Source organism: Caulobacter sp. GW821-FHT05F04 (assembly GCF_059419665.1).
This window is the reverse complement of the sequence record NZ_JBWKSF010000004.1, coordinates 400,194-423,581: the sequence shown is the minus strand read 5'-3', so window position 1 is coordinate 423,581 and position 23,388 is coordinate 400,194. Positions and strand designations below refer to the sequence as shown.

At 67.8% G+C, this 23,388-nt stretch carries 19 protein-coding genes; 12 read left to right on the top strand and 7 right to left on the bottom strand.

Annotated elements, in window-relative coordinates; translation table 11 throughout:
- Window positions 1-49: 49 nt before the first annotated feature.
- Window positions 50-985: an isopenicillin N synthase family dioxygenase gene (locus AC07R7_RS13510; protein ID WP_492836222.1), complete on the bottom strand. Its 936-nt coding sequence runs from the start codon at window positions 983-985 to the stop codon at window positions 50-52.
- A 178-nt stretch (window positions 986-1,163) separates the two neighbouring features.
- On the opposite strand from AC07R7_RS13510, the gene AC07R7_RS13505 reads away from it, so the two are divergent.
- The 3 genes from AC07R7_RS13505 (at window position 1,164) to AC07R7_RS13495 (ending at window position 4,363) form a co-directional block, all read left to right on the top strand.
- A complete protein-coding gene (locus AC07R7_RS13505; protein WP_492836224.1) occupies window positions 1,164-1,835 on the top strand; it encodes a YiaD family glycine zipper/OmpA-like lipoprotein in 672 nt (223 codons plus the stop codon).
- 120 nt (window positions 1,836-1,955) lie between these two features.
- Entirely contained in the window at window positions 1,956-2,987 is a 1,032-nt protein-coding gene (gene cerH, locus AC07R7_RS13500) for a ceramide hydroxylase CerH (protein ID WP_492887621.1), read from the top strand.
- Window positions 2,988-3,325: 338 nt separating this feature from the next.
- The gene (locus AC07R7_RS13495; protein ID WP_494635493.1) at window positions 3,326-4,363 is read left to right on the top strand and encodes a helix-turn-helix domain-containing protein; all 1,038 of its coding nucleotides are present in this window, start codon (window positions 3,326-3,328) and stop codon (window positions 4,361-4,363) included.
- Between the two features lie 3 nt (window positions 4,364-4,366).
- Here the strand turns inward: AC07R7_RS13495 and AC07R7_RS13490 are convergent, their stop codons facing one another.
- Both AC07R7_RS13490 and kefF read right to left on the bottom strand, forming a co-directional pair.
- Entirely contained in the window at window positions 4,367-6,271 is a 1,905-nt protein-coding gene (locus AC07R7_RS13490; protein WP_492887590.1) for a monovalent cation:proton antiporter-2 (CPA2) family protein, read from the bottom strand.
- Between the two features lie 5 nt (window positions 6,272-6,276).
- A complete protein-coding gene (gene kefF, locus AC07R7_RS13485) occupies window positions 6,277-6,885 on the bottom strand; it encodes a glutathione-regulated potassium-efflux system oxidoreductase KefF (RefSeq protein WP_492887591.1) in 609 nt (202 codons plus the stop codon).
- 171 nt (window positions 6,886-7,056) lie between these two features.
- Between kefF and AC07R7_RS13480 the strand changes: the two genes are divergently transcribed.
- Entirely contained in the window at window positions 7,057-7,785 is a 729-nt protein-coding gene (locus AC07R7_RS13480; RefSeq protein WP_492887592.1) for a CoA transferase subunit A, read from the top strand.
- The gene (locus AC07R7_RS13475; protein WP_494635492.1) at window positions 7,785-8,426 is read left to right on the top strand and encodes a 3-oxoacid CoA-transferase subunit B; all 642 of its coding nucleotides are present in this window, start codon (window positions 7,785-7,787) and stop codon (window positions 8,424-8,426) included. The genes AC07R7_RS13480 and AC07R7_RS13475 overlap by 1 nt, the downstream gene beginning before the upstream one ends.
- On the opposite strand, the gene AC07R7_RS13470 is transcribed toward AC07R7_RS13475, so the two are convergent.
- Both AC07R7_RS13470 and AC07R7_RS13465 read right to left on the bottom strand, forming a co-directional pair.
- Complete coding sequence (locus AC07R7_RS13470) at window positions 8,423-9,415, bottom strand: DJ-1/PfpI family protein (protein WP_494635491.1); 993 nt, start codon at window positions 9,413-9,415, stop codon at window positions 8,423-8,425. The two genes, AC07R7_RS13475 and AC07R7_RS13470, sit on opposite strands and share 4 nt — an antisense overlap.
- 78 nt (window positions 9,416-9,493) lie before the next feature.
- Window positions 9,494-11,068, bottom strand: coding sequence for an ArnT family glycosyltransferase (locus tag AC07R7_RS13465; RefSeq protein ID WP_494635490.1), 1,575 nt, complete (start codon window positions 11,066-11,068; stop codon window positions 9,494-9,496).
- A gap of 187 nt (window positions 11,069-11,255) precedes the next feature.
- On the opposite strand from AC07R7_RS13465, the gene AC07R7_RS13460 reads away from it, so the two are divergent.
- From AC07R7_RS13460 to AC07R7_RS13435, 6 genes are all read left to right on the top strand, one after another.
- Window positions 11,256-13,670, top strand: a complete 2,415-nt coding sequence (locus AC07R7_RS13460; RefSeq protein ID WP_494635489.1) for a TonB-dependent receptor — start codon at window positions 11,256-11,258, stop codon at window positions 13,668-13,670.
- 172 nt (window positions 13,671-13,842) lie between these two features.
- Complete coding sequence (locus AC07R7_RS13455) at window positions 13,843-14,850, top strand: agmatine deiminase family protein (RefSeq protein ID WP_492887597.1); 1,008 nt, start codon at window positions 13,843-13,845, stop codon at window positions 14,848-14,850.
- Window positions 14,850-15,728: an N-carbamoylputrescine amidase gene (aguB, locus tag AC07R7_RS13450; RefSeq protein ID WP_492887598.1), complete on the top strand. Its 879-nt coding sequence runs from the start codon at window positions 14,850-14,852 to the stop codon at window positions 15,726-15,728. Before AC07R7_RS13455 ends, aguB begins: the two co-directional genes overlap by 1 nt.
- A gap of 13 nt (window positions 15,729-15,741) precedes the next feature.
- The gene (locus AC07R7_RS13445; protein ID WP_494635488.1) at window positions 15,742-16,269 is read left to right on the top strand and encodes a GNAT family N-acetyltransferase; all 528 of its coding nucleotides are present in this window, start codon (window positions 15,742-15,744) and stop codon (window positions 16,267-16,269) included.
- Window positions 16,270-16,548: 279 nt separating this feature from the next.
- The gene (locus AC07R7_RS13440; RefSeq protein WP_494635487.1) at window positions 16,549-18,576 is read left to right on the top strand and encodes a TonB-dependent receptor; all 2,028 of its coding nucleotides are present in this window, start codon (window positions 16,549-16,551) and stop codon (window positions 18,574-18,576) included.
- Window positions 18,577-18,853: 277 nt separating this feature from the next.
- A complete protein-coding gene (locus tag AC07R7_RS13435; RefSeq protein WP_494635486.1) occupies window positions 18,854-19,657 on the top strand; it encodes a SapC family protein in 804 nt (267 codons plus the stop codon).
- Window positions 19,658-19,825: 168 nt separating this feature from the next.
- On the opposite strand, the gene AC07R7_RS13430 is transcribed toward AC07R7_RS13435, so the two are convergent.
- Window positions 19,826-20,218, bottom strand: coding sequence for a hotdog family protein (locus tag AC07R7_RS13430; RefSeq protein ID WP_099581833.1), 393 nt, complete (start codon window positions 20,216-20,218; stop codon window positions 19,826-19,828).
- A gap of 197 nt (window positions 20,219-20,415) precedes the next feature.
- Between AC07R7_RS13430 and AC07R7_RS13425 the strand changes: the two genes are divergently transcribed.
- Entirely contained in the window at window positions 20,416-22,584 is a 2,169-nt protein-coding gene (locus AC07R7_RS13425) for a protein-disulfide reductase DsbD family protein (RefSeq protein WP_494635485.1), read from the top strand.
- Here AC07R7_RS13425 and AC07R7_RS13420 read toward each other — a convergent pair whose 3' ends face one another.
- The gene (locus AC07R7_RS13420) at window positions 22,585-23,316 is read right to left on the bottom strand and encodes a DUF1353 domain-containing protein (protein WP_494635484.1); all 732 of its coding nucleotides are present in this window, start codon (window positions 23,314-23,316) and stop codon (window positions 22,585-22,587) included.
- Between the last annotated feature and the right edge of the window lie 72 nt (window positions 23,317-23,388).

Below are 23,388 nucleotides of genomic sequence, written 5' to 3'. Positions count from 1 at the left end.
GCCGAGCGACCGGCGGGGCTTTGTCTTGTCCGGGTTCCGGCGCGGCGTTCTACGCCAGCTTGATCTCGCGCAGGCGCTGCTGGAGGAACTCGTCCGCCGTGATCGACTCCGGATAGCGGTCCGGGTTCTCAGGGCTAATGCAGTTGGGCAGGGTCTTGATCTCGTAGTCCGACGCGAAGTGCAGGAAGAACGGCGTCGAGTAGCGCGGGATGTGGCGGCGCTCGGGCGGCGGGTTCTGCACGCGGTGGATGGTCGAGGGCAGGACGTGGTTGGTCAGCCGCTCCAGCATGTCGCCGATATTGATGACGATGCAGCCCGGGGGCGGGTTGATCGGCAGCCAGTCGCCGTTGCGGTCCAGCAGCTCAAGACCGCCTTCCTCGGCGCCCATCAGCAGGGTGATGGTGTTGATGTCGCCGTGGGCCCCGGCGCGCACGCCGGTGGCGTCCTGCGGGATCGGCGGATAGTGCAGCAGGCGCAGCACCGAATTGCCGTTCTCGATGGTCGGATAGAAGAAGTCGCGGTCCAGCTTCAGATAGGTGGCGATCGCCTCCAGCACCTTGCCGCCCATGCTGTCGAGCGCGTTGTAGAACCAGGATACGTCGTGCTTGAAGGCCGGGATCTCGGCCGGCCAGACATTGTCGGCCATGGTGGCGCGGAAGCGGTGGCCGGGCGGCAGGTCGCGGCCCATGTGCCAGAATTCCTTCAGGTCGTGGTGCGTGGCGCCCTTGGCGGTCTCGACCCCGAACGGGATGTAGCCGCGCGCGCCGCCCTTGACCCCGGCATATTGCTTCTTGATCTCTTCCGGCAGGGCGAAGAAGGCCTTGGTGTCGGCGATCGCCGCGTCGATGCGGTCCTGCGGGATGTCGTACTCCGACAGCACGGCGAAGCCGTAGCGCTCGAACGACGCGCCCAGCTCTTGGGCGAAGCGCGGAAAATCCTTGCTGTAGAGGGAGAACGAGATCGGTTCGATGGCGGAGGTAGACACTTCTTCGAGCCCTGAGACAGCGGAATGGGAGAGGAGTAAGTTCCTTCTTACTACACCGGGCCAGGGGTGAAACGAAGACCGTTCATCCTGGCGTCAGGTGCGATATTGGAACTTGACCATAAGAAGGGCGTTTGCCCGTCTGACGTTGATCTACAACAAAGCCGTGAGGGTTGCGAGAATGCGCAAGATTGCCTTGGTCGCTGTACTGATGGGCGCTACCGCCCTGGTCGCCTGCACCACCACCGATCCCTATACGGGCATGCCGGTGCGCAACAACACCGGGACCGGCGTGCTGGCCGGGGCTGCAGGCGGCGCGCTGCTGGGCTACCTGACCAACACCAACAAGGGCGAGCAGGGTCGCAAGAACGCGCTGATCGGCGCTGGCATCGGCGCGCTGGCCGGCGGCGCGGTCGGCAACTACATGGACCGCCAGCAGGCCGACCTGCGCCGCAGCCTCGAGACCTCGGGCGTGATGATCCGCCGCAACGGCGATCAGATCGTTCTGGTCATGCCCAGCGACGTGACCTTCGCCGTCGACAAGTCGGACGTGCAGCCGCAGTTCACCCGCGTGCTGGACGACGTGGCCCGCACGCTGAACGCCTATCCGCAGACCACGATCGACGTGGTGGGCCACGCCGACAGCAGCGGCGGCGCGGACTACAACCAGGGTCTTTCCGAGCGCCGCGCCAGCGCGGTGGCCGACTACCTGGTCCGCCAGGGCCGGGTGTTGTCGGACCGCGTCTTCGTGGCCGGCATGGGCTCGCGCCAGCCGATCGCCGACAACGCCACCGCCGCCGGCCGCGCCCAGAACCGCCGGGTGGAGATCATCCTGCGGCCGCTAGTCCAGTGAACACCTAAGGGCGCGGAATTGTCGCGTCTTTGATCCAAACGGTTGCTTTTCCCTCGCGTCGTAGCCAATTCGTCATGCCTGTTACGGGTTTGTGGGCGGCGCGAGGTCGAAGTGAACAAGTTGGCGAGCCAGGGCGTCAGTCTGACCAAGCAGGCCTATGCGCTGACCGATGACCTGATGACGCCGAACGCGGCGATCTACTGGGTCGACATGATCGTCTCGGTCGTCCTGATGTGGGGCGGGCTCTATGTCGCTGCGACGACGGCTAACCTGGCTATCGGCCTGGGCGCCGGTTTGGTCAGCGTGCTGGCCCTTTATCGCGCCCTGAGCTTCATCCACGAGCTGACCCACATCCGCGACGACGAGGCCCCGGGCTTCCGCGTCGGCTGGAACATCCTGGTCGGCGTGCCGCTAATGACCCCTTCGCTGATGTACGAGGGCGTGCACAACATCCACCACATCAAGGACCGCTTCGGCACGGCGCTGGATCCGGAATACATGCCGCTGTCGCGCTTCACGCCGCTGAAGCTGGCCGGCTTCCTGTTCGTGGCGCTGCTGGCCCCGCTGGGCGTGATCCTGCGCTCGGCGATCCTGATCCCGCTGTCGTTCGTGGTTCCGCCGCTGCGCCGTTACCTGAAGACCAAGCTGTCGGCCCTGATCATCAATCCCGACTTCGTGCGCGACGACCTCAACCGCTGGCGCGCCGCCTGGGTGGTCCAGGACGTCGCCTGCTGGCTGTGGTCGTGGGCGGTGATCGCCGCCACCGTCGCGGGCTGGCTGCCGCTGCGCGCCGTGCTGACCGGTCTCCTGATCTTCTCGCTGGCCACCTTCCTCAACCAGGCCCGCACCCTGGTCGCCCACCACTGGGACAACCAGGGCGACAAGATGACCCTCGACGAACAGTTCCTGGACTCGGTCAACGTGCCGCCGCCGAACCTGGCCTCGGCGCTGTGGGCCCCGGTCGGCCTGCGTTACCACGCCCTGCACCACCTGCTGCCGCGCCTGCCGTATCACAATCTGGGCAAGGCCCACGCCCGCCTGTCGGCCGCCCTCACGACGGACTCGATCTACCATCAGGCCTCGGAGAAGGGTCTGTTCGAGGCCCTGACGGATCTCTTCCGCCGGGTGGGCCAGAAGCAGCCGGCGACCTAAAAAAAAGCGACGCGGACTCGGCGGGAGTCCGCGTCGCGGTAGTTTGGGTTGTTCACGCGGCGGTCCGGACCCTCCAAAAGTTCCCCACCCTGGACGGACCGGACCAAACCGCTCGGCGCGAGTTCGTCACCAAGGGAATGGATCAGACGATTTTCGCGCCGGCCGCTTCCGTAGAGCCTGGGTCTGACGCCTGGCAACGGGGCGCCAGGGGTTTGAGACGGCGGGTCATGAATCTGAGACGCGGCGCGCGCCTGGCCCAGCCGTTGACGGCGGACAGCTTTCGGGATTTGGCTCAGCTGTCCGCTTATCGTTGGTTCGCGTTTCCGGGTTCGAGTTCCATGTCGCAAGCGTCGATGCTTCCCCACTATCAGGCGGGCACCCAGGTCACGCCGGGCCGCCAGGGCGTGCACGCCTATGCGGAGGCCATCGCGCCGATCTTCGACGTCCGGCTGAACGGCGTCGACGCCGCGGGCCCCGACCTCTGGGTCGACACCTTCAACATCGGCCCGATGCTGCTGGGCGCGGCCCACATGACCGGCGGAGCCTTCGCCTATGGCCGCGACGCGCGGAAGGTCGCCGCGACCGGGCTGGAGCTGATCTTGGTGCAGATCATCCTCGAGGGCGGGGATAGCCGCCGGACGGGGCGGGACGAAACCTTCGCGCGGCCTGGTGATGTCTGCGTTCTTGACCTGACCCGCACCTTCCAGTCCCAGGCGGGCGACTGCGTGAACCTGAATCTGGCCTTGCCGCGCGACGCTTTCGACGCTCGCGACATCGACCTGGACCCGCTGCATGGCCTCGTCCTGCGCCGAGAGAGCGCGGGCGCGCAGCTCTTGAAATCGCACGCCGAGAGCCTGATGCGCGTGGCGACCAATCTGCGCCCGGAGGAGGCGTATGGTGTCGGCCGCGCCACGACCGACCTGCTGGCCGGCCTGATCCTGGGCCAGCGCGGCGACGCGGCTCGGCGGGCCTCGGCCGACACCCAGCGCGCGCGGATGCGCCGGTTCATCGACGCCAACCTGCACGACCCAGATCTAGGGGCCGAGATGCTGTGCCGCCAATTCGGCGTCTCGCGCGCTTCGCTCTATCGGCTGTTCGCGCCGTTGGGCGGGGTCAGCGAACACATCCGCAACCGACGCCTGCGCCGGGTGTTCGAGGCGCTGTCCGATCCGATCCAGCCTCTGGCCATGGCCCAGGTGGCCGAACGCTACGGCTTCACCGTCTGGTCAAGCTTCAGCCGGGCGTTCAAGAGCCGCTTCGGCATGACGCCGGGCGAGGCGCGTGGACAGGGCGTGACGGCGGCGGCGCGGGCCAACGCGCTGCAGGCCTCGGCCGGCGCGCTGCCCGACTGGCTGAGGGCGCTGGACGCGGCCTAGAGCCTACTCCGCTCCCTCCCGCTCGGCGCGCTCGCGCAGTTCCTCGTCCAGGCTGGCCGTGTCCCAGGCCCCGCCGGCGTCGCCTGGGCGCATGCGGTGGAGGTCGGCGTCCAGCAGGCGGTCCATGGTCTTGGCCGCGTCGCGCGAGGCCAGGATATAGGCCTCCTCCTGGCCCCACATCGGGCGCAGTTCCTCGAACACCCGGCGGTCGTGGCGACGGAAGAAGGCGGCCGCCCGGTGCGCCCGGTGAGCGCGGTAGCCCAACTTCTGCAAGGCGGTGGTCCCCAGGGCCAGGGCCGACTCGAAGGTCTCGCGCTCGACCGCGTCGGCGCCGTTGGCCAGCAGGTCGTAGGCGTGGCGACGGTCCCAGGCGCGGGCCAGGATCACGAGGTCTGGGAAGGCCTTGCGGGCGGTCTCGACCAGCTCGACGGTCTTTTCGCGGTCATCCAGGGCGACGATCAGCATCCGGGCCCGCTCGGCGCCGGCGGCGCGTAGCAAATCGAGGCGCGTGGCGTCCCCATAGTGCACCCGGCGGCCGAAGCGCTGCAGCAGCTCGATCTGCTCGATGTCGCTGTCGAGAACCGTCGACTTGAAGCCGCTGGCCTGCAGCAGGCGGCCGGTGATCTGACCGAAGCGGCCGAAGCCGGCGATGATGATGTCCGGCTCGCCCTCGTCGAAGGCGCCGGTGTCGGGGACGACGTCCGGGATCGCCGCATCCATCAGGGCGGCGACGCGTTCGTAGAGGATCATCGCGACGGGCGTCAGGGCCATCGAGACGGCGACCGCGGCGGTCAGCAGGGCCGCCAACTGCACGCCGATCACCCCCGCGCCGACCGTGAAGCTGAGCAGCACGAAGGCGAACTCGCCGCCCTGGGCCAGGGCCGTGGCCACCGCCATCGCCCCGCGCCTGGGCGCGCCGAACAGGCGGGCGATGCCGTACATGACGATGAATTTCAGCACCATCAGGCCGATGACGACGCCGAGCAGCTGCAACGGCTGGCGCGCCACCAGCGGCAGGTCGACGCCCGCCCCGACGGTGATGAAGAACAGGCCCAGCAGCAGGCCCCGGAAGGGCTCGATGTCGCTTTCCAGCTCGCGGCGGAACTCGCTCTCGGCCAGCACCACCCCGGCCAGGAAGGCCCCCAGGGCGGGCGACAGGCCGACGATCTGCATCAGGCTGGCGACCGCGACCACGATCAGCAGGGCGGCGGCGACGAAGATCTCGCGCAGGCGGGCCTTGGCGATGAAGCGGAACAGCGGCTGGACCAGATAGCGGCCGCCGCCGATCACTCCGGCGACGGCGGCGAACACCGACAGGGTCTGGGCCCAGATCGGCAGGTGGGCCACGAGACTCCCGCCGCCATGGCCGCCGCCGCCCGCCGCGTGGCCCGCCGCGCCGGTGGCCAGCAGTGGCAGCAGGGCGAACATCGGAATGACCGCCAGGTCCTGCAGCAGCAGCACCCCAAAGGCGGCGCGCCCGACGGGGCCTTGCCGGAGCCCCTTCTCGTCCAGGGTCTGGAGCACGATCGCGGTCGAGGACATGGCCAGCACCAGGCCCACGGCCAGGGCCGTCTGCCAGGGCAGGCCCAGCGCCAGAGCGGCGGCGGCGATGGCCAGGGCCGTGCCCAGCACCTGGGCCCCGCCCAGCCCGAAGATGGCCTTGCGCATGTCCCACAGCATCGAGGGCTGCACCTCGAGGCCGATCAGGAACAGCAGGATGACGACGCCGAACTCGGCGAACTTCATGACGTCGGCCTGGTCGCCGACCAGGGACAGCGCGAACGGGCCGATGACCACGCCGGCGATCAGGTAGCCCAGCACCGAGCCCAGCCCCAGCCGCTTGGCGATCGGCACCGAGACGACGGCCGCGCCCAGATAGACCAGGGTCTGGGTGAGAAAGTTCTCCATGCGTCTTATGTCTCCGCCTTGCCGGTAACCCGGGACGCCGGCAGCAGCGAGGCCACCCGCGCCTTGTAGCGCTCGGCCTCGGCCTTCAGGGCGGCGTCGTCCTTCACGGAGGCGCCGTGAACCACGAACGGCGTCTCCCACTCCATGCCGCACAGGTGGGCGGTCTGCTCCAGCGGTCGCAGGAACTCGTCCATGCTGAACCGGTTGTAGCCGTGCATATGGTACGCCTTGGCGCTGGCGCCGGTGGAGCAGGCCACGAACAGCTTCTTGCCCTTCAGCGCGACGCCGTCCTCGCCATAGGCGAAGCCGTGCAGCCAGACCAGGTCCAGCCACTCCTTCATCAGGGCCGGGGTCGAGTACCAGTAGAGCGGAAACTGCAGGGCGATGACGTCGTGGGCCAGCAGGGCCGCCTGCTCGGCCTCGATGTCGACCGCGAAGTCCGGATAGATCTCGTAGAGATCCTTGAAGGTGACGCCCGAGAGGCCCTTGGCCGCCTTGGCCAGGGCGCGATTGGCGCGAGACCGTTCAAGCGCGGGGTGGGCCAGCACGAGGAGCACGCCGGAGGCGGTCCTTGGGGTGGCGGGCGTCACGGAGCCGGTGCTAGCGTCGGTCATCAGGCGACCCTTTCGGAAAATAATTCATCAAGGGTTGAATTTTTTCGCGGCTCGGGCGACACGGTTCGCCAAGAGCCAAACAGGTGCGGCGAGGCAGCCTTTTCATCCGTTACGGATAAACAGGCCGACCCCGTTCGGGATAGCCCGCGAGCTCGGGAATAGGGAGACACCATGGTCGACAAGGTGAAGAAGGACGCCGTCGAGGCCCTCGCCGGGCTGTTGTTCGACGGCATGACCATCATGGCCGGGGGCTTTGGCCTCTGCGGCATTCCGGAGAACCTGATCGCGGCGATCCGCGAGGCTGGGACGAAGGACCTCACGGTCATCTCCAATAATTGCGGCGTCGACGGCTTCGGCCTGGGGATCCTGCTGGAGAACCGCCAGATCAAGAAGATGATCTCGTCCTATGTGGGCGAGAACAAGCTGTTCGAACAGCTCTACCTCAGCGGCGAACTGGAACTTGAGTTCAATCCGCAGGGCACGCTGGCCGAACGCATCCGTGCGGGCGGAGCGGGCATCCCGGCCTTCTTCACGCGCACCGGCTACGGCACCCTGGTGGCCGAGGGCAAGGAAGTGCGCGAGTTCGACGGCGAGATGTACGTGATGGAGCGCGGCCTGACCGCTGACCTCGCGATCGTCAAGGCCTGGAAAGGCGACGCCGAGGGCAACCTGATCTACCGGAAGACCGCCCGGAACTTCAATCCGATGATGGCCACGGCCGGCCGGAAGACCGTGGTCGAGGTCGAGCAGCTGGTCGAGATCGGCGCTCTGGACAAGGACGCCATCCATACCCCCGGCATCTATGTCGATTTCATCGTCAAGGGCGCCAGGTTCGAGAAGCGCATCGAGCGGGTGACCACCCGTCCCAAGGAAACCGCCGCCGCTGGAGTTGAAGTCTGATGGCCTGGACCCGTGACGAAATGGCGGCCCGCGCCGCCAAGGAGCTGCAGGACGGCTTCTACGTGAACCTTGGGATCGGCATCCCGACCCTGGTGGCCAACTACATTCCCGAGGGCATGTCCGTGACGCTGCAGAGCGAGAACGGCATGCTGGGCATGGGCCCCTTCCCCTACGAGGGCGAGGAGGACGCCGACCTGATCAACGCCGGCAAGCAGACGATCACCGAGTTGGACTCGAGCTCGTATTTCAGCTCGTCGGACAGCTTCGCCATGATCCGCGGCGGTCACATCGCCCTGTCGATCCTGGGCGGCATGCAGGTGTCCGAGACCGGCGATCTCGCCAACTGGATGGTGCCCGGCAAGATGGTCAAGGGCATGGGCGGGGCCATGGACCTCGTCGCCGGCGTCAAGCGCGTGGTGGTGGTCATGGACCACTGCGAGAAGTCCGGCGCACCCAAGCTCCTGAAGCAGTGCTCGCTGCCGCTGACCGGCGCGGGTGTCGTGGATCTGCTGATCACCGAGCTGGGCGTCTTCGAGATCAACCGCGGCAAGACGCCGGTGAAGCTGATCCAGCTGGCCCCGGGCGTGACGGTCGACGAGGTCAAGGCCAAGACCGAGGCGACGTTCGAGGTCGCGGTCTAGTCGCGCTTCAGCCAGTAAGGGTGCTCCATCGTCAGCGCCACATAACGCGCCGTCGCCTTGCCATAGGCGGCGGCGATGTCGTTCAGGATGGTGGTCGGATCGCCCGTGTCCGCCGCCACCGTCCGGCTCGGCCGGGGAAGCTTCGCCGGCGCGATCACCGCCAGGCCGTGTCTCGACACCGCATCCCGACTGGCGAAGGCCTCCGAGCGGTTGGTCCGTGACCAGGCGTCCAGAGCCGCGCCGAAGGCCAGCTCGTCGAAGCCGTCCTCGATCGACACCGCCACCTTCTCGCCGCGCCAGGCGTTGGCCCAGCCCGAGAGGCTGGCCAGGGCCGCGTCGCCGCCCACCCGAAACGCCGCGCCGTCATGGGCCTGGACCGGAAGCGGGACCCGCAGCCGCGCGGCGGTGGCCTGCATCACCTCCTCGCCGGCGAGGTCGCGCAGCAGGGCGAGGCTCGCCGGGATCGAGGCCGTCACTCCGGCGGTGGTGGTCACGGGACCATCGACGATCCAGCGGCGGTCCTTGCGCCAGCGCACCTTGGGATAGGCCTTGGCCAGGCGCGCCATCTCGAACCAGTGGGTGGTGGCCTCGCGGCCGTCCAGGAGGCCGGCGCGGGCCAGGGTCTCGGCCCCGGCGCAGATCGCGACGATGCGGACGCCCGCCCTGGCCTGCTCGCGCAGCCAGGCGTCGCGGGCAGGATCATAGGCCGGCATCATGAACGGCGCCACGATGACGTCCGGCCGTCTGCCTAGCGTGGCGTAGGTCGTCTGCGGACGGATCCAGGCCCGGCCCGGCATCAGCCGAACCGGCGCCAGGCTGGGCGCGATCACCCTGACATCCACCGATCCGGATTCGGCCAGCACGGCGTAGGGCGCGATCAGGTCGGTGGTCTCGGTCCCGCGTGGCTCGGCCAGGATCACCACCAGCGGCTTGGCCCAGGCGGGCGCGCCCGCGACCAGGGCCAACAGGAACACGAACAGGCGCAGCATCGGGACCTCCCTTCGAACACGTGGGAAGTCTCGGTGACGGCGGCGCTTAAGAAAGGACGGTTATCCCTCGAAACCTGCCTAGGGCTTCCGCTTGGGCTCCGGCGGCAGGCCGGTGATCGGATCCCGGGGCAGGGGCGCGAAGCCCTCCGCGATGAACAGGTCGATGCGCCGCGAGCGCTTCTTGTCGAGGCGCACGCGGCTGATCTGCATGCCGGAGGTCGCCTTGAAGTCCTGCTCGATCTCGGGCCGGTAGCCGCCCTCCAGGCTGACGATCAGGGCGCGGCGGCCGTAGTCGGCGTCGAGTGGGGCCTCGGTCTCGGCCTGGTTCTGCGGTTGGGCCTCGTGCACCCACATCCGCAAGGGCGGCGCGCCCGGCTGGCCGAAATAGTCGCGGCCGTAATAGGCGGCGGCGTTGTAGACGAAGCGGTCGTCCATCGCGACGGCGCTGAGCGGGCCGCGCAGAGCCTGCTCCTCGCGCGAGCGCTCGATGATCGCCTGGACGGTCTGGTCCCAGCCGCGCACGCGCTTGAAACCGTTCGAGAGGCCCACGGCGTCGGCGGCCTTCGGGTTGACCATGCAGACCACGAAGAAGGCGGCGAACAAGGCCTCGAAGGCCAGACCCGCGATCAGCCAGCGGCGGGCGTTCCAGCGCAGCAGCCAACCGGCCGACAGCACGGACCCCGCGACGAAGGCGGCCCCGGCCCAGTTGGCGTTGGCGCGCGAGACGAAGGCCTCGCCGGCCACGATGATCAGCGGCGGCGCGCAGAAGCAGAGCAGCAGGAGATCCGGCGACTGAAGCTTTTTCTTCACGCCCAGCCAGACCGCGCCGCCCAGCAGCACGGCGAACGGCACGGGACCGAACACGCCGAACTGCGAGGCGACGAACTCGATCAGCTCACGGAAATTGAACAGCTGATGCGAACCCCAGTTGGCGTTCGAGGCCGTGTGCTTGACCGTCGCGAAATGGTGGCTGGCGTTCCAGGCGAAGTTGGGGGCCAGGGTCAGGACGAAGGCCGTGACGAACAGCACCGCCGCGGCCGGGCACCAGCGCTTGCGGGCCTCCTTCGAGATGGCGAAGTGGATCACGATGCTGCCCAGGGCGTAGACGGCGGCGTACTTGGACAGGAAGGCCAGGCCCAGGGCCACGCCCATGCCGGCGGCGACGAAGTAGCGGCGCGGCGCGGTCTCCTCGGCCAGGGCGACATAGGCCCAGATCGTCAGCGACAGGAAGAACAGCAGCGGCGCGTCGGTGGCCATCAGGCCCGACGACAGCACCACGCCCGGCATCAGGCTGTAGATCGCCGCCGCGACCAGACCCGTCCAGCCGCCGTAGAGCTTGCCGGCGATGCGGTGGACCACCAGGGCGGTCGCGCCGTGCAGGAGCGGGGCGGAAAGTCGCACCCAGGCCTCGGCGTCGCCGCCGACGTGGGTCGTGGCCCAGATCAGCCAGGCGATCATCGGCGGCTTGGAGAAGTAGCCGAACGCCAGCTCGCGCGACCACAGCCAGTACTGGGCTTCGTCCGGGTACAGCTCAAGAGGCGTCAAAAACAGGGCGATCAGCCGCGCCAGCGTGAGCGCGGCGACCATCATCAGCGTCAGGCGCCAGGCGCGGGACTCGATCGAGAATCTCGAAGATTCGTGTGCGGTTACCATGACGCCTAACTAGCCAAGTAAGAAAAATTTGACCAATTCTTCCGCGTTATCCGGCCTTTATGACAGTTTGGGAGAGGGCGTGGCCTTTCCGTCACCAAACCTTCTAAAACTTTCGCTAAACGGCCCCCAACGATGCTCATCCATGCCGTCCACGGCAGGCGTGTCGAATAATGAGGGGATCTTCAAGATGAATATGAGAAATTTCGCCCTGGCGACGACCGCGCTGGTCGGTTGCCTGATGGCCAGCGGCGCCGCAATGGCGCAATCGACGGGTTCGGACGCTGTTGAACAAGTCGTCGTCACCGCCACGACCCTGAAGAACCAAAATGGCGCGATCGTGTCGCAGACGGTTCCGAAGTCGCGTTCGACCATCACCCAGGAATTCATCTCCCGCCAGGTGCCGGGCCAGACCATTCTGGACTCGCTGAACCTTCTGCCGGGCGTCAACTTCACCAACAACGACGCCTACGGCTCGGCCGGCGGCGACATTTCCATCCGCGGCTTCGACAGCCAGCGCATCGCCCTTCTGCAAGACGGTATCCCGCTGAACGACAGCGGCAACTACGCCATCTATCCGAACCAGCAGATGGACTCGGAACTGATCGCCAAAGTTGACGTCAACACCGGCACGACCGACGTCGACAGCCCGACGGCCGCGGCCGCTGGCGGCACCGTCAACTACGTGACCCGCAAGCCGAACGAACAGTTCAGCGGCGTCGTGGAAGCCCAAGCCGGCGACGGCAACTTCCGCCGCTTCTTCGCCGTGATCGACACCGGCAAGGTCGGCCCGTGGGGCACCAGCGCCTGGTTCAGCGCCGCTGACGCCATCAACGACGTCTTCAACGGCCCGGGCAAGATCCACAAGAAGCAGTATAACGCCCGCATCTATCAGCCGATCGGCGACAACGGCGACTTCATCAGCCTGATCGCCAACTACAACCAGAACCGCAACAACTTCATCAACCGCATGTCGCTGGCCGCCTTCAATGCGGGCACCGGCATCGGCTACAGCCGCGCGACCTGCACCCGTCCGACCGCCGTGGCCGGCACCGCCCAGATCGATACGAACGCGGGCACCTGCTACAAGTACAACATCAACCCGTCGAACACGGGCAACATCCGCGGTCAGTCGCTGTTCCACATCGGTGACAGCTTCATCCTGACCGTCGACCCCTCGTTCCAGTACGTGCTGGCCAACGGCGGCGGCCGCGCCCTGTTCAACGAAAGCGGCGCCACGACGGGCAGCGGCCTGATCCGCGGCAGCGCGCTGACCGGCGGCCAGGACCTGAATGGCGACGGCGACATCCTCGACACCGTCCTGCTGTACTCGCCGAACACGACGAACACCCGCCGCTACGGCGTCACCTCGTCGCTGATCTGGAAGTTCTCGGACAGCCAGAGCTTCCGCGCCGCCTACACCTACGACGAAGCGCACCACCGCCAGACCGGCGAGTACACGACCTTCAGCAGCGACACGACGCCGAACAGCGTCTTCGGCGGCAAGGACGGCTACGGCACGCCGATCAAGCTCTCGGACGGCAGCATCCTGCGCAAGCGTGACCGCGTCTCGGTCGCCACCCTGAACCAGTTCTCGGTCGAGTACCGCGGCAAGTTCATGGACGACAACCTGCTGGTCAACGCCGGCCTGCGCGCCCCGTTCTTCAAGCGTGAGCTGAACAACTTCTGCTATCAGGCCGACACCTTCAACGCCTACTGCACCAATCAGGCCCCGACGGCCGTGGCGGGTACGGACGATGGCTTCGGCCAGACCCTGGTCACCCTGCCGGGCCAAGGCGCGACCCAATACGGTCGTCCGCGCCAGTTCACCCGCAAGTACGACAAGGTCCTGCCGAGCGTGGCCGCCAGCTACCAACTGGCTGACCACCAGTCGGTCTACATCAGCTACGCCCAGACCCTATCGGCTCCGCGTACGGACGACCTGTACGACCGGAAGGCCACGAACCCGCAGCCGGAAATCACCGACTCGTTCGACATGGGTTATCGCTTCCAGTCGCCGACTGTCCTGTTCAGCGCCGCGGTGTGGTTCGCTCAGTTCAACAACCGCATCGAGCGCGCGTTCAACGAGCAGGACAACATTGCCTTCTCGGTCAACGTCGGTGACGTGAAGAAGAAGGGCTTCGACGCCCAACTGGGCTTCAAGCCGGAAGACTATCTGAGCTTCTACGCCTCGTTCTCGTACCAGGACTCGGAACTGCAAGAGAACATCCCGGGCACCGCCCTGGGCTCGCTCCTGCTGACCAAGGGCAAGGAACTGTACGAAGCGCCGAAGTACCAAGGCGCTGTCCGCGTCGACTGGGACATCACTGACGCTCTGAGCCTCGGCGTTCAGGCCAAGTACGTCGGCGAGCGCTGGACCAACCTGACCAACACCGAAAAGGCCCCGCACTACGCCCTGCTCGACATGGACGTGCGCTACGCTCTGGACGGTTTCGGCCTGAAGGGCACCTACTTCCAGGTCAACGTGAAGAACCTGGGCAACGAGAAGTACCTGGGCGATCTGGCGGTGAACCCGTCGGGCACCGGCCTGGGTCAGCCGGGTTCGCCGCGCACGATCAGCGCGACGATCCACGCCGCTTTCTAAGCGACGCGATCCAAGACCAAGGACGAGGGCGGCCCGGTTTCCGGGCCGCCCTTTTTCTTTGTCATCTAGGCCTGATAGTTAGGCGACGCTTGACCCGGACCCCTTGACCCGGACTCCTTTGGGGGCCATCTGCGCCCCCTTTCGTTTTTCCCCGTCTCTATTGGGCTTTCGAATGACCGTCACCGTCCCCGCCGAGTGGGCTCCGCACCGCGCCATGTGGGTGGGTTTCCCCAGCCATGCCGACCTCTGGCAGGAGAATCTGGAACAGGCGCAGCAGGAAGTCGCCGACCTGGCCCGCGCTCTGGCCGGCCCGGGCGGCGAGCGCGTGCGCCTGATGGTGGTCGGCGACGAGGCCGAGGCCGCCGCCCGCGCCCTGCTCTCCGACACCACGGTCGAGATCGTCCGCGGCCAGTTCGGCGACATCTGGCTGCGCGACACCGGGCCGATCTTCGTCGACGATAAGGGCTCGGCGCGCGCGGCCGGTTTCCAGTTCAACGGCTGGGGCGGCAAGTACAGCCTGGAGGGCGACGACATCGTCGCCGAGCAGATCGCCGCCGCCTCGGGCGCGCCGCTGGTCCGCAACCCCTTCATCCTCGAGGGCGGCGCGCTGGACCACGACGGCAACGGCACCATCCTGACGACGCGCCAGTGTCTGCTGAACGCCAACCGCAACACCGGCTGGGACGAAGCCGCGGCCACGGCCGCCCTCGCCGACGCCCTGGGCGCCAAGAAGGTGCTGTGGCTGGGTGACGGCCTGCTGAACGACCACACCGACGGCCACGTCGACAACCTGGCCCGCTTCGTCGCGCCGGGCGTCGTGGCCTGCCCGATGGGCTTCGGCGCGAACGACCCGAACGCCGAGGTCTATGCCGAGACCGCCCGCATGCTGGCCGGCATGACCGATAGCCGCGGCTCGCCGCTGCAGGTCGTCCGCATCCCGTCGCCGGGCCTGATCCTGGACGAAGACGGCGAGCCGATCCCGGCCTCGCACATGAACTTCCTGATCGCCAACGAGGCGATCATCGTGCCGATCTACGCCGAGGAGTCGGGGGCCTTCGCCGTCGAGGTGATCAAGGGCGTGTTCCCGGAGCGTCAGGTGATCGGCCTGCCGTCCACCGCCATCCTGACCGGCGGCGGTTCGTTCCACTGCATTTCCCAGCAAGAGCCGGAGACCGCCTGATGGCCCGCACGCTCAGCGTCGCCGCGATCCAGACCTCGTATGGCATGGACCTGCAGGCCAACATCAAGAAGACGGAAGCCTTCATTCGTGAAGCGGCGTCCAACGGCGCGCAGGTCGTCCTGCCGTCGGAGCTGTTCCAGGGCCCGTACTTCTGCGTCGCCCAGGAGGAGCGGTGGTTCGCCGAGGCCCATCCGTGGCGCGAGCACCCGGTCGTCAAGGCCATCGCGCCGCTGGCCGGCGAGCTGGGCGTGGTGATCCCGATCTCGATCTACGAGCGCGAGGGGCCTCACTACTTCAACAGCCTGGTCATGGCCGACGCCGACGGGTCGCTGCTGGGCGTCTATCGCAAGAGCCATATTCCGGACGGTCCGGGCTATATGGAGAAGTACTACTTCCGGCCCGGCGACACGGGCTTCAAGGTCTGGGACACGCGCTTTGGCCGTCTGGGCGTCGGCATCTGCTGGGACCAGTGGTATCCGGAGGCCGCCCGCGCCATGGCCCTGATGGGCGCCGAGGCCCTGTTCTATCCGACCGCCATCGGCAGCGAGCCGCATGACTCCAGTCTGGACACCGCCCTGCCGTGGCGTCGGGCCATGCAGGGCCACGCCGTCTCGAACGTGATCCCGGTGGTCGGCGCCAACCGTATCGGCTTCGAACCGTGGGACGGCTATCCGAACGGCGGCCAGACCTTCTATGGCTCCAGCTTCATCGCCGACCATCGCGGCGATCTGGTCAGCGAGTTGGGTCGCGCGGACGAGGGCCTGGTCAACGCCACCTTCGATCTGGACTTCCTGACGACGCACCGCGCCGCCTGGGGCTTCTTCCGTGATCGCCGGCCAGAGTTCTACGCCGCCCTGGCCACCGGTCGGCCTGCTTAGTGGAGAGCTTGGCATGATTTCCACCGACCGCCTGGTCCTGCGTCCGGCGGTCGACGCCGATCGCGACGCCATCGCCACCATGAACGGCGATGCGCGAGTCGGCGCCTGGCTGGGCGGCGTGCGCGGTCGGGCCGAGAGCGACGCCTTCGTCGACCGGGTTCAGGCTCATCAGGCCGAGCACGGCTTCGGCTTCTGGGTCGTCGAGCGCCAGGCCGACGCGCGCGTGGTCGGCATGACGGGCCTCTGGTGGGTTCCGCCCGAGATGGCCATGCCCAAGACGGTCGAGATCGGCTGGCGCTTCCATCCCGAGGCCTGGGGTCAGGGCTACGCCACCGAGGCGGCGAAGGCGGCGTTGGCCTACGGCTTCGAGACCCTGCGGCTGTCCGAGATCATCGCCTTCACCGCCCGTACGAATCTGGCCTCGCAGAGCGTCATGCGGCGGATCGGCATGAGCCATGACCCGGCGCGCGACTTCGACCATCCGGGCGTGGCGGAAAGCGATCCGCTGCGCGCCCACGTGGTGTTCGTGGCGCGCGCCTAGGCCCGCGCCTTGGCCAGATCGGCCATGAAGCCCGGATCGTCATGCCGCCGCGTGACCATGGCCGAACCCAGGCCGCGCAGCCGGCCAGGGCCAGGCCCGAAGCGGCGGCGGCGATGAGCGCGAAACGGGTCATCGGATGCTTCCGCATGGTCATTCGCCCACACAGGGGCGGGAAAGTCGCGCGTCGAGAGAAAGCGGATTGACGCGAAGATATGTTATTTCATAACGCGCTCTTGCGGCCGCGCCTCCGGCCAAGTTTCAGTCGTTTCAGGACCGCCCATGCTTCGTCGCGTCGCCTTTTCCGCCGCGAGTCTCGTCGCGCTCGCCGCCGCCGTTTCCGCCCACGCCGAGGAGCCGGCCGCTGACCAGCAAGCCAACCAGGTCGACAAGGTCGTCATCACCGCCGCCCCCTATGCGGTGTCGCTGGATACGGTGACCAGCAGCGTCAACATCGTGACCCGCGACCAGTTGGACGTCGCCCCGCCCGCCGGCCTGGGCGACATGTTGAACGGCCAGCCGGGTCTGCGCTCGACCTTCTACGGTCCCGGCGCCAGCCGCCCGGTGATCCGCGGCCTGTCGGGTCCGCGGGTGATGGTGCTGCAGAATGGCGTCGGCCAGGTCGACGCCTCGTCGCTGTCGCCCGACCACGCCGTGGCCTCCGATCCGGGCGAGGCGTCGCGGGTGGAAGTGCTGCGTGGTCCCTCGACCCTGGCCTATGGCGGCTCGGGCATCGGCGGCGTGGTCAACATCATCGACGACCGCGTGCCGTCGTCGGCCCCGGCCAACGGCTTCGAAGGCCGCCTGGCCGGCTCGGTCTCGTCGGTCGACGACGGCAAGTCGATCAACGGTTCGGCCAAGTTCGGCAAGGGTCCGCTGGTCTTCGCCATCGACGCGGATCACCGCGAGAGCAGCGACTACGACGTCCCGACCGCCCCGGTCTCGGCCCGGCTGGCCAAGGCCAACGGCCTGACCGTCGATCCGGAGAAGAAGGTTCGCAACGCCGACGTCGAGGTCGACGCCTACGGCGCGGGCGTCTCCTACGTTCACGACAGCGGCTTCTTCGGGGTCTCGGTCAAGAAGATCGATACGACCTACGGCGTGCCCTACGAGCAGATCCTGGCCCCGATCGATCCGAACGCCGAAGGCCCGGTGTCGATCCACCTGCAGCAGACCCGCTACGACGTGCGCGGCGAGCAGGATGTCGACCTCGGCCCGTTCGACAAGGTCCGTCTGTCGGTCGGCCACGCCAAGTACGAGCACGCCGAGATCGGCGTCGACAGCGGCGAGGTCGGCACCCGCTTCCTGTCGAACGGCACAGAGGGTCGCGTCGAACTGGTGCAGAAGGAACGCGACGGCTGGCAGGGCGCGGTGGGCTTCCAGGCCCTGAAGCGCCACTTCGAGGCCATTGGCGACGAGGCCTTCGTGCCCTCGACCGACATCAAGGAATACGGCGTCTTCACGCTGCAGCGCCTGGACAAGGGCGACTGGGGGATCGACGCGGGCCTGCGCTTCGACAGCCGCGAGCTGAAGACCAGCTTCGCCGACAAGACCTTCGACAATGTCTCGGGTTCGCTGGGCGTGTTCTACAAGCCCGCCGAGCACCAATTCGTGGCCCTGACCGTGTCGCGCAACGGCCGCGCCCCGACCGAGGCCGAGCTGTTCGCCGACGGCCCGCACCCCGGCACCGGCGGCTACGAGGTCGGCGACGCCGACCTGAAGTCCGAGAAGGTGGTCTCGGTCGAGGCGACCTATCGCTACACCGGCGATCGCCTGCGCGCCGAAGCCCACCTGTGGGGCGCCCAGTACAACGGCTTCATCGAGGAGGCCCGCACGGGCGCCGTCGAGGATGGCCTGCCGGTGTTCCAGTACAGCCAGACCGACGCCAAGTTCCACGGCGCCGAGGCCGAGGCCTCCTACGTCGCCTGGCGCGAGGGCGAGCGGTCGCTGAAGCTGGAAGGCTCGTACGACTGGGTGCGCGGTTCGACCGACCTGGGCGTGCCGGCCCGCGTGCCGCCGTGGGCCGTGACCGGCCGCGCCATCTGGAGCACCACGCGCCTCGAGGTCCAGGGCGAGGTCCGCCGCGTGGCCAGCCAGAACCGCGTCGCCGCCTTCGAGCTGCCGACCGACAGCTACACCCAGGTCAACGCCATGGTGACCTACAAGCCGATCGCCGATTCCGGCCTTCGCGTGTTCATCGACGGCCGCAACCTGACCAACGAGACCATCCGCGAGCACGTCTCGTTCCTGAAGGACTTCGCGCCCTCGCCGGGCCGCTCGGTCCGCGCCGGTTTCGCCTGGCGCTTTTAGCGCCGGGTCGAGGAGCGGCCCTCTCCGTCAGCCCCCAGAGAGGTGCCGCCGCGCGCCGGAGCCTGGCCCCCTTCCGCCAGGCTCCGGACTGCGTCTCGCTCCGCGAGGCGGATATCAAGCTTAACCGCTCGCGCGCCCGTTGAATAACGGCCGTCGAGTGTCTCTATGACGGCGGTCCAGATTGCCGGTTCTTTTTGGATCGGCTAGAACGCCGGACCCTTTGCGGTCGTCTTGAAGCGTTCGAGCGTCCGTTTCTTATTTTGTCGCAGAGCTCTTCATGGAAACGAACCAGTCCGCCGGCCAGATCTCCGGCAACGTCCTGTTCTACAATTCGCCGGAGCCGTTGAACCGCGAACAGCACGCCAAGCTGGCCCTGGTCCACAAGGAAAAGCCGTACGCCTTCGCCGCCGCCGGCACCGCCGTGCCGCTGACGGTCTCGGAATTCGGTCCGGCCGCCCTGACCTTCCCGGTGATCTTCGCCGGCGAAGATCGCGTGCCGCTGGCCGTGATGGGCCTGAACAACGCCGAGAACCTGTTCATCGGCGCCGACGGTTCGGTCGAGCCGAACGTCTACATCCCGGCCTATATCCGTCGCTATCCGTTCGTGCTGGCCAATGACGACGGCCAGGACCGCCTGATCGTCTGCATCGACCGCGGCTCGGAGCTGCTGAGCGAGCAAGGCCAGACCCCGCTGTTCGACGCCAAGGGCGAGCCGACCGAATACACCCAGCAGTGCATCAAGTTCTGCGACGACTTCGAGCTGGAGCGTCGCCGCACCGATTCGTTCGTCGCCCTGCTGAAGGAACTGGACCTGTTCGAACTGAAGAAGGCCACCTTCCAGCCGCAGGACGAAACCGGCGCCGCCGCTGGCGAACCGGTTACCGTCGCCGAGTACTACGGCGTTTCGGAAGAGAAGCTGAACGCCCTCCCGGCCGCCAAGCTCAAGGAACTGCAGGAAAACGGCGCCCTGGCCCAGATCTACGCGCACCTGGTGTCGCTGCTCGGCTGGGACCGTCTGGTCAACAAGACCATGATGCGTCAGGCCGAAGCCGAGACCGCCGCCGCCGCGAACCTGAACTAAGGTTCGGCGAGCGCTGAAGACAAGAGGGCGGCGGGGCTTCGGCTTCGCCGCCCTTTTTCTTGGCCGCGGCTAGAGCATCACCGATCCAACTGGATCGGTGATGCTCTAGCATCTTGTTTTGACGCATTTTCTGACGACGAACCGGTATCCACTTCGTCGGAAATTGCTCTACCGCGCGAAGATGCTGCGGGTCAGGCAGGAAAAGACCAGGCGGCCGGCCTCGTCGAGCAGGTCGTGCTGGGCGATGACGATGCCCTTGCCCTCGCCGACCGGGTCCTTGCCCATCACGGTCATGCGGCCGCGCAGCAACTCGCCGACGGGCGGGTTGCGCATCCAGCGCAGCGCGTCGACGCCCAGGCGCTTGGTCTGGGGCCAGGCGGCGCTGGCCTCGCCATCGAGGCGTGTCCAGATGGCGAAGACCATGCCGTCCGGGGCGCCGTTCTCGACCGGCCAGCCGGGGGTGAAGGCGGCGATGAAGGCGTCCAGCGCCTTGCCGTCCACGGCCCGCGAGCCCAGGTTCACGACCTGGCCGATCTCGATGTCGTCGAACGCGGCGGGCATGGGCGGCTCCAGTTGATTCCACAGAGAATGGCGGAGGCCATTCTCTGAGCCAAAAGAACGAGCCTGTTTATCCATTTCGGGTGAATCACTCGAAATGGACAGGCTCTCTCGACTGTCCGTCGCGTCTTCACCATTGTCGAGAGCGGGCGGCCGGGCCATGTGTTCGTCCGCTGACTTTTCGTCCTCCGGACCCGCGCATGTTCCTCAAGAGAGCCGTCCTCGCCCTGCAGGCCCTGCTGGCCGCGAGTCTCCTTGCTTTTGCTGTCGGGGCCGGCGCCGCGCTGGCCGGGCCGGTGGTCAATTCCGGGCATATCCAGTCCGAGCTGGTCGCCCAGGAGACCGGCATCGCGCCGGGCGGCACGGTCTATGTAGCCCTGCGCCAGAAGATCATTCCCGGCTGGCACACCTATTGGCGCAATCCAGGCGACGCGGGCGAGGCCACCAAGATCACCTGGACCCTGCCCGCCGGCTGGAAGGCCGGGGACATGGTCTGGCCGACGCCGAAGACCGCCAGGCTGGGTCCGCTGCTCGACTACGCCTACGAGGGCGAGGTCTTCATCCCCGTGCCGATCACCGCGGCGGCGGACGCCCAGGTCGGGACCACGATCAGCCTGACCGCCGACGTCTTCTACCTGGTCTGCGAACAGGTCTGCGTGCCGGAGGAGGCCAAGCTCTCCCTGCTGCTGCCGGTCGTGGCCGCGCCAGCCGCCGATCCCAAGTGGGGGACGGTCGTCGGTGACGTCCTGGCCAAGGCGCCCAAGCCGGCCGGTCTGAAGGCGGTGTTCAAGCTGGACGGCCAGGCCCTGAAGCTGGCCGTCACCGGGGAAGCCCTGAAGGGCGCCGACATGGCTGGCGCCTATTTCTTCCCCTATTCGCCCAAGGTCATCGAGCACGCCGCCGACCAGGTCGTCGATCGCGGCCCCGAGGGCCTGACCCTGTCGCTGAAGCCGGGCTACGACTTCGTCGGCGGCGGGACCGCGCCGGCCGAGGTGGCCGGCGTCATCGCGACCAAGGCCGGGGCCTGGGAGATCACCGCGACGCCGGGCGAGCCGCCCGCGACCGCCGCGGGGATGGGGCCGCCGCCCGCCGAGAAGGCCGCCGGGGACGGCAAGACCTCGGGCGGTCTGGCGGGCGCCCTGCTGTTCGCCTTCGTCGGCGGGCTGATCCTGAACCTGATGCCATGCGTTTTCCCGGTGCTGTCGATGAAGGCGGCCAGCCTGGCCGGCCACGCCCACGACGTTGGCAAGGCCCGCCTGCAGGGGCTGGTGTTCCTGCTGGGCGTCGTCTCGACCTTCATGGCTCTGGCCGGCCTGTTGCTAGTGGTGCGCGCTGGCGGCGCGGCGGTGGGCTGGGGCTTCCAGCTGCAGTCGCCGCTGGTCATCGCGGGCTTGAGCCTGCTGATGCTTCTGGTCGCCCTGAACATGTCGGGCGTCTTCGAGATCGGGACCTCGGTGCAGAACGTCGGCTCGGGCGCTTCGGCCCAGGGCGGCGCGACCGGGGCGTTTTTCACCGGCGCCCTGGCTGTCGTCGTGGCCGCGCCCTGCACCGCGCCGTTCATGGCCGGCGCCCTGGGCTACGCCCTGACCCAGCCGCCGGTCGTGGCGCTGGCGGTGTTCCTGGCCCTGGCCCTCGGCTTCGCCGCCCCGTTCGTGGCGGTGGCCTTCATCCCTGGCCTCCTGAAGCTGCTGCCGCGTCCCGGCGCCTGGATGGACGTGCTTAAGAAGGGCCTGGCCTTCCCGATGTACGGCGCGGCCCTGTGGCTGGCCTGGGTGTTCGCCCAGCAATCGGGTCCGATCGCCCTGGGCCAACTGCTGGCCGCCGGCGTCCTGGCCGCCTTCGGCGCCTGGCTCCACGGCGTCGCTCAGAACCGCCGCGCGGCGGGCAAGGGCGGGGCCGTCTCGACCGTGATCGCTCTGCTGGTGGTGGCCGGCGCCATCGCCCTGGCCGCTTCCGGCGCCCTGGCCGCCCAGCCGCCGAGCGCCGCCGTGGCCGGTGAGGCCGCGCCCTCGGGGCCTGGCCTGACCGCGGAAGCCTGGTCGCCGGAGAAGGTGAAGGCGCTGCAGGCCGAGGGCCGGCCGATCCTGGTCGACTTCACCGCCGCCTGGTGCGTGACCTGTCAGGTCAACGAAAAGGTCGCTCTCTCGGGTTCGAAGGTCGCCGAGGCCTTCAAGGCCCGGAACGCGGTCTATCTGAAGGCCGACTGGACCAATCGTGACCCGGTCATCGCCAAGGCCCTGGCCGAGTTCGACCGGGTCGGCGTGCCGCTCTACGTGGTCTATCCGAAGGGCGGCGGCGCGCCGGTCATTCTGCCTCAGCTGCTGACCGAGGGGATGGTCATCGAGGCGATCGAGAAGGCGGGGGCCTAGTTACTTCTTCTTGTCGTTGCCGAAGGGCAGCCTGTCCTTGACCTTGTCCAGCGGGGTCTTGGTCACGACCAGCGGCGGCGGGATCACCGGGGCGTTGACCTTGACCGGATAGGCCCGCCAGCCGGTCTGGATCAGGGCGCCGAAGCCCTGGCACTTGGGCAGGTAGCGGACCATGCCGGTGCGCGGCTTGGCGAACGGCGGGGCTTGAGTGAACTCCTGGCGCTTGGGGTCGACGAAGCGCCAGTCGGTCGGCAGGCCGTAGCCCTTTTCGCCGCCCAGCCGCACGGCCTGATAGGCGAGATTGGCCTGGAAGGGCGTGACGCCGTATTTCAGCATCGCCCGCAGGAAGATCTGGTCGGCCTCCTCGCGCTTGCCCGGCTCGCCGATCGTGTAGAGCCAGTCGTGGACGATGGCGGCGCGGGCCGTCGGACCTTGGGGATCAACGAAGCCCTGGCCGTACCAGGGCACGCTGGCGAAGTCGGTCACGTACCAGCGCGGCACCACGATCACCTTGCCGGTCTCGACGTCGCAATAGGGGAACTCGGCGTCCAGGGTGAACAGCTTGCGGCCGTCCTTGGTCTGGTTGAACAGCATGATCGGCTGCGGCGTCAGCGAACTGGGAAGCACCGGCGCGACGACCGGCACGAAGACGGTGGTGTTCGTCTCGCTGGCGCAGGCGGCGAGGAGCAGGCCGGAGCCGACGACGGCGGCGAGGGTCTTGGTGCGGGACATCGAGCCGGGGAGAGCAGGAAGGGTCAGGGCGATCTTCTGAGCGCCCGGCGGTCAGGTATCAAGCGACCATGG

Coding starts and splice junctions, on each gene's coding strand:
- AC07R7_RS13440 (WP_494635487.1), top strand. CDS start 16,549: ATGCTTCGTCGCGTCGCCTTTTCCGCCGCGAGTCTCGTCGCGCTCGCC.
- AC07R7_RS13480 (WP_492887592.1), top strand. CDS start 7,057: ATGGTCGACAAGGTGAAGAAGGACGCCGTCGAGGCCCTCGCCGGGCTG.
- AC07R7_RS13420 (WP_494635484.1), bottom strand. CDS start 23,316: ATGTCCCGCACCAAGACCCTCGCCGCCGTCGTCGGCTCCGGCCTGCTC.
- AC07R7_RS13430 (WP_099581833.1), bottom strand. CDS start 20,218: ATGCCCGCCGCGTTCGACGACATCGAGATCGGCCAGGTCGTGAACCTG.
- AC07R7_RS13455 (WP_492887597.1), top strand. CDS start 13,843: ATGACCGTCACCGTCCCCGCCGAGTGGGCTCCGCACCGCGCCATGTGG.
- AC07R7_RS13435 (WP_494635486.1), top strand. CDS start 18,854: ATGGAAACGAACCAGTCCGCCGGCCAGATCTCCGGCAACGTCCTGTTC.
- AC07R7_RS13505 (WP_492836224.1), top strand. CDS start 1,164: ATGCGCAAGATTGCCTTGGTCGCTGTACTGATGGGCGCTACCGCCCTG.
- AC07R7_RS13495 (WP_494635493.1), top strand. CDS start 3,326: ATGTCGCAAGCGTCGATGCTTCCCCACTATCAGGCGGGCACCCAGGTC.
- AC07R7_RS13465 (WP_494635490.1), bottom strand. CDS start 11,068: ATGGTAACCGCACACGAATCTTCGAGATTCTCGATCGAGTCCCGCGCC.
- AC07R7_RS13490 (WP_492887590.1), bottom strand. CDS start 6,271: ATGGAGAACTTTCTCACCCAGACCCTGGTCTATCTGGGCGCGGCCGTC.
- aguB (WP_492887598.1), top strand. CDS start 14,850: ATGGCCCGCACGCTCAGCGTCGCCGCGATCCAGACCTCGTATGGCATG.
- AC07R7_RS13475 (WP_494635492.1), top strand. CDS start 7,785: ATGGCCTGGACCCGTGACGAAATGGCGGCCCGCGCCGCCAAGGAGCTG.
- AC07R7_RS13470 (WP_494635491.1), bottom strand. CDS start 9,415: ATGCTGCGCCTGTTCGTGTTCCTGTTGGCCCTGGTCGCGGGCGCGCCC.
- AC07R7_RS13460 (WP_494635489.1), top strand. CDS start 11,256: ATGAATATGAGAAATTTCGCCCTGGCGACGACCGCGCTGGTCGGTTGC.
- kefF (WP_492887591.1), bottom strand. CDS start 6,885: ATGACCGACGCTAGCACCGGCTCCGTGACGCCCGCCACCCCAAGGACC.
- AC07R7_RS13425 (WP_494635485.1), top strand. CDS start 20,416: ATGTTCCTCAAGAGAGCCGTCCTCGCCCTGCAGGCCCTGCTGGCCGCG.
- AC07R7_RS13445 (WP_494635488.1), top strand. CDS start 15,742: ATGATTTCCACCGACCGCCTGGTCCTGCGTCCGGCGGTCGACGCCGAT.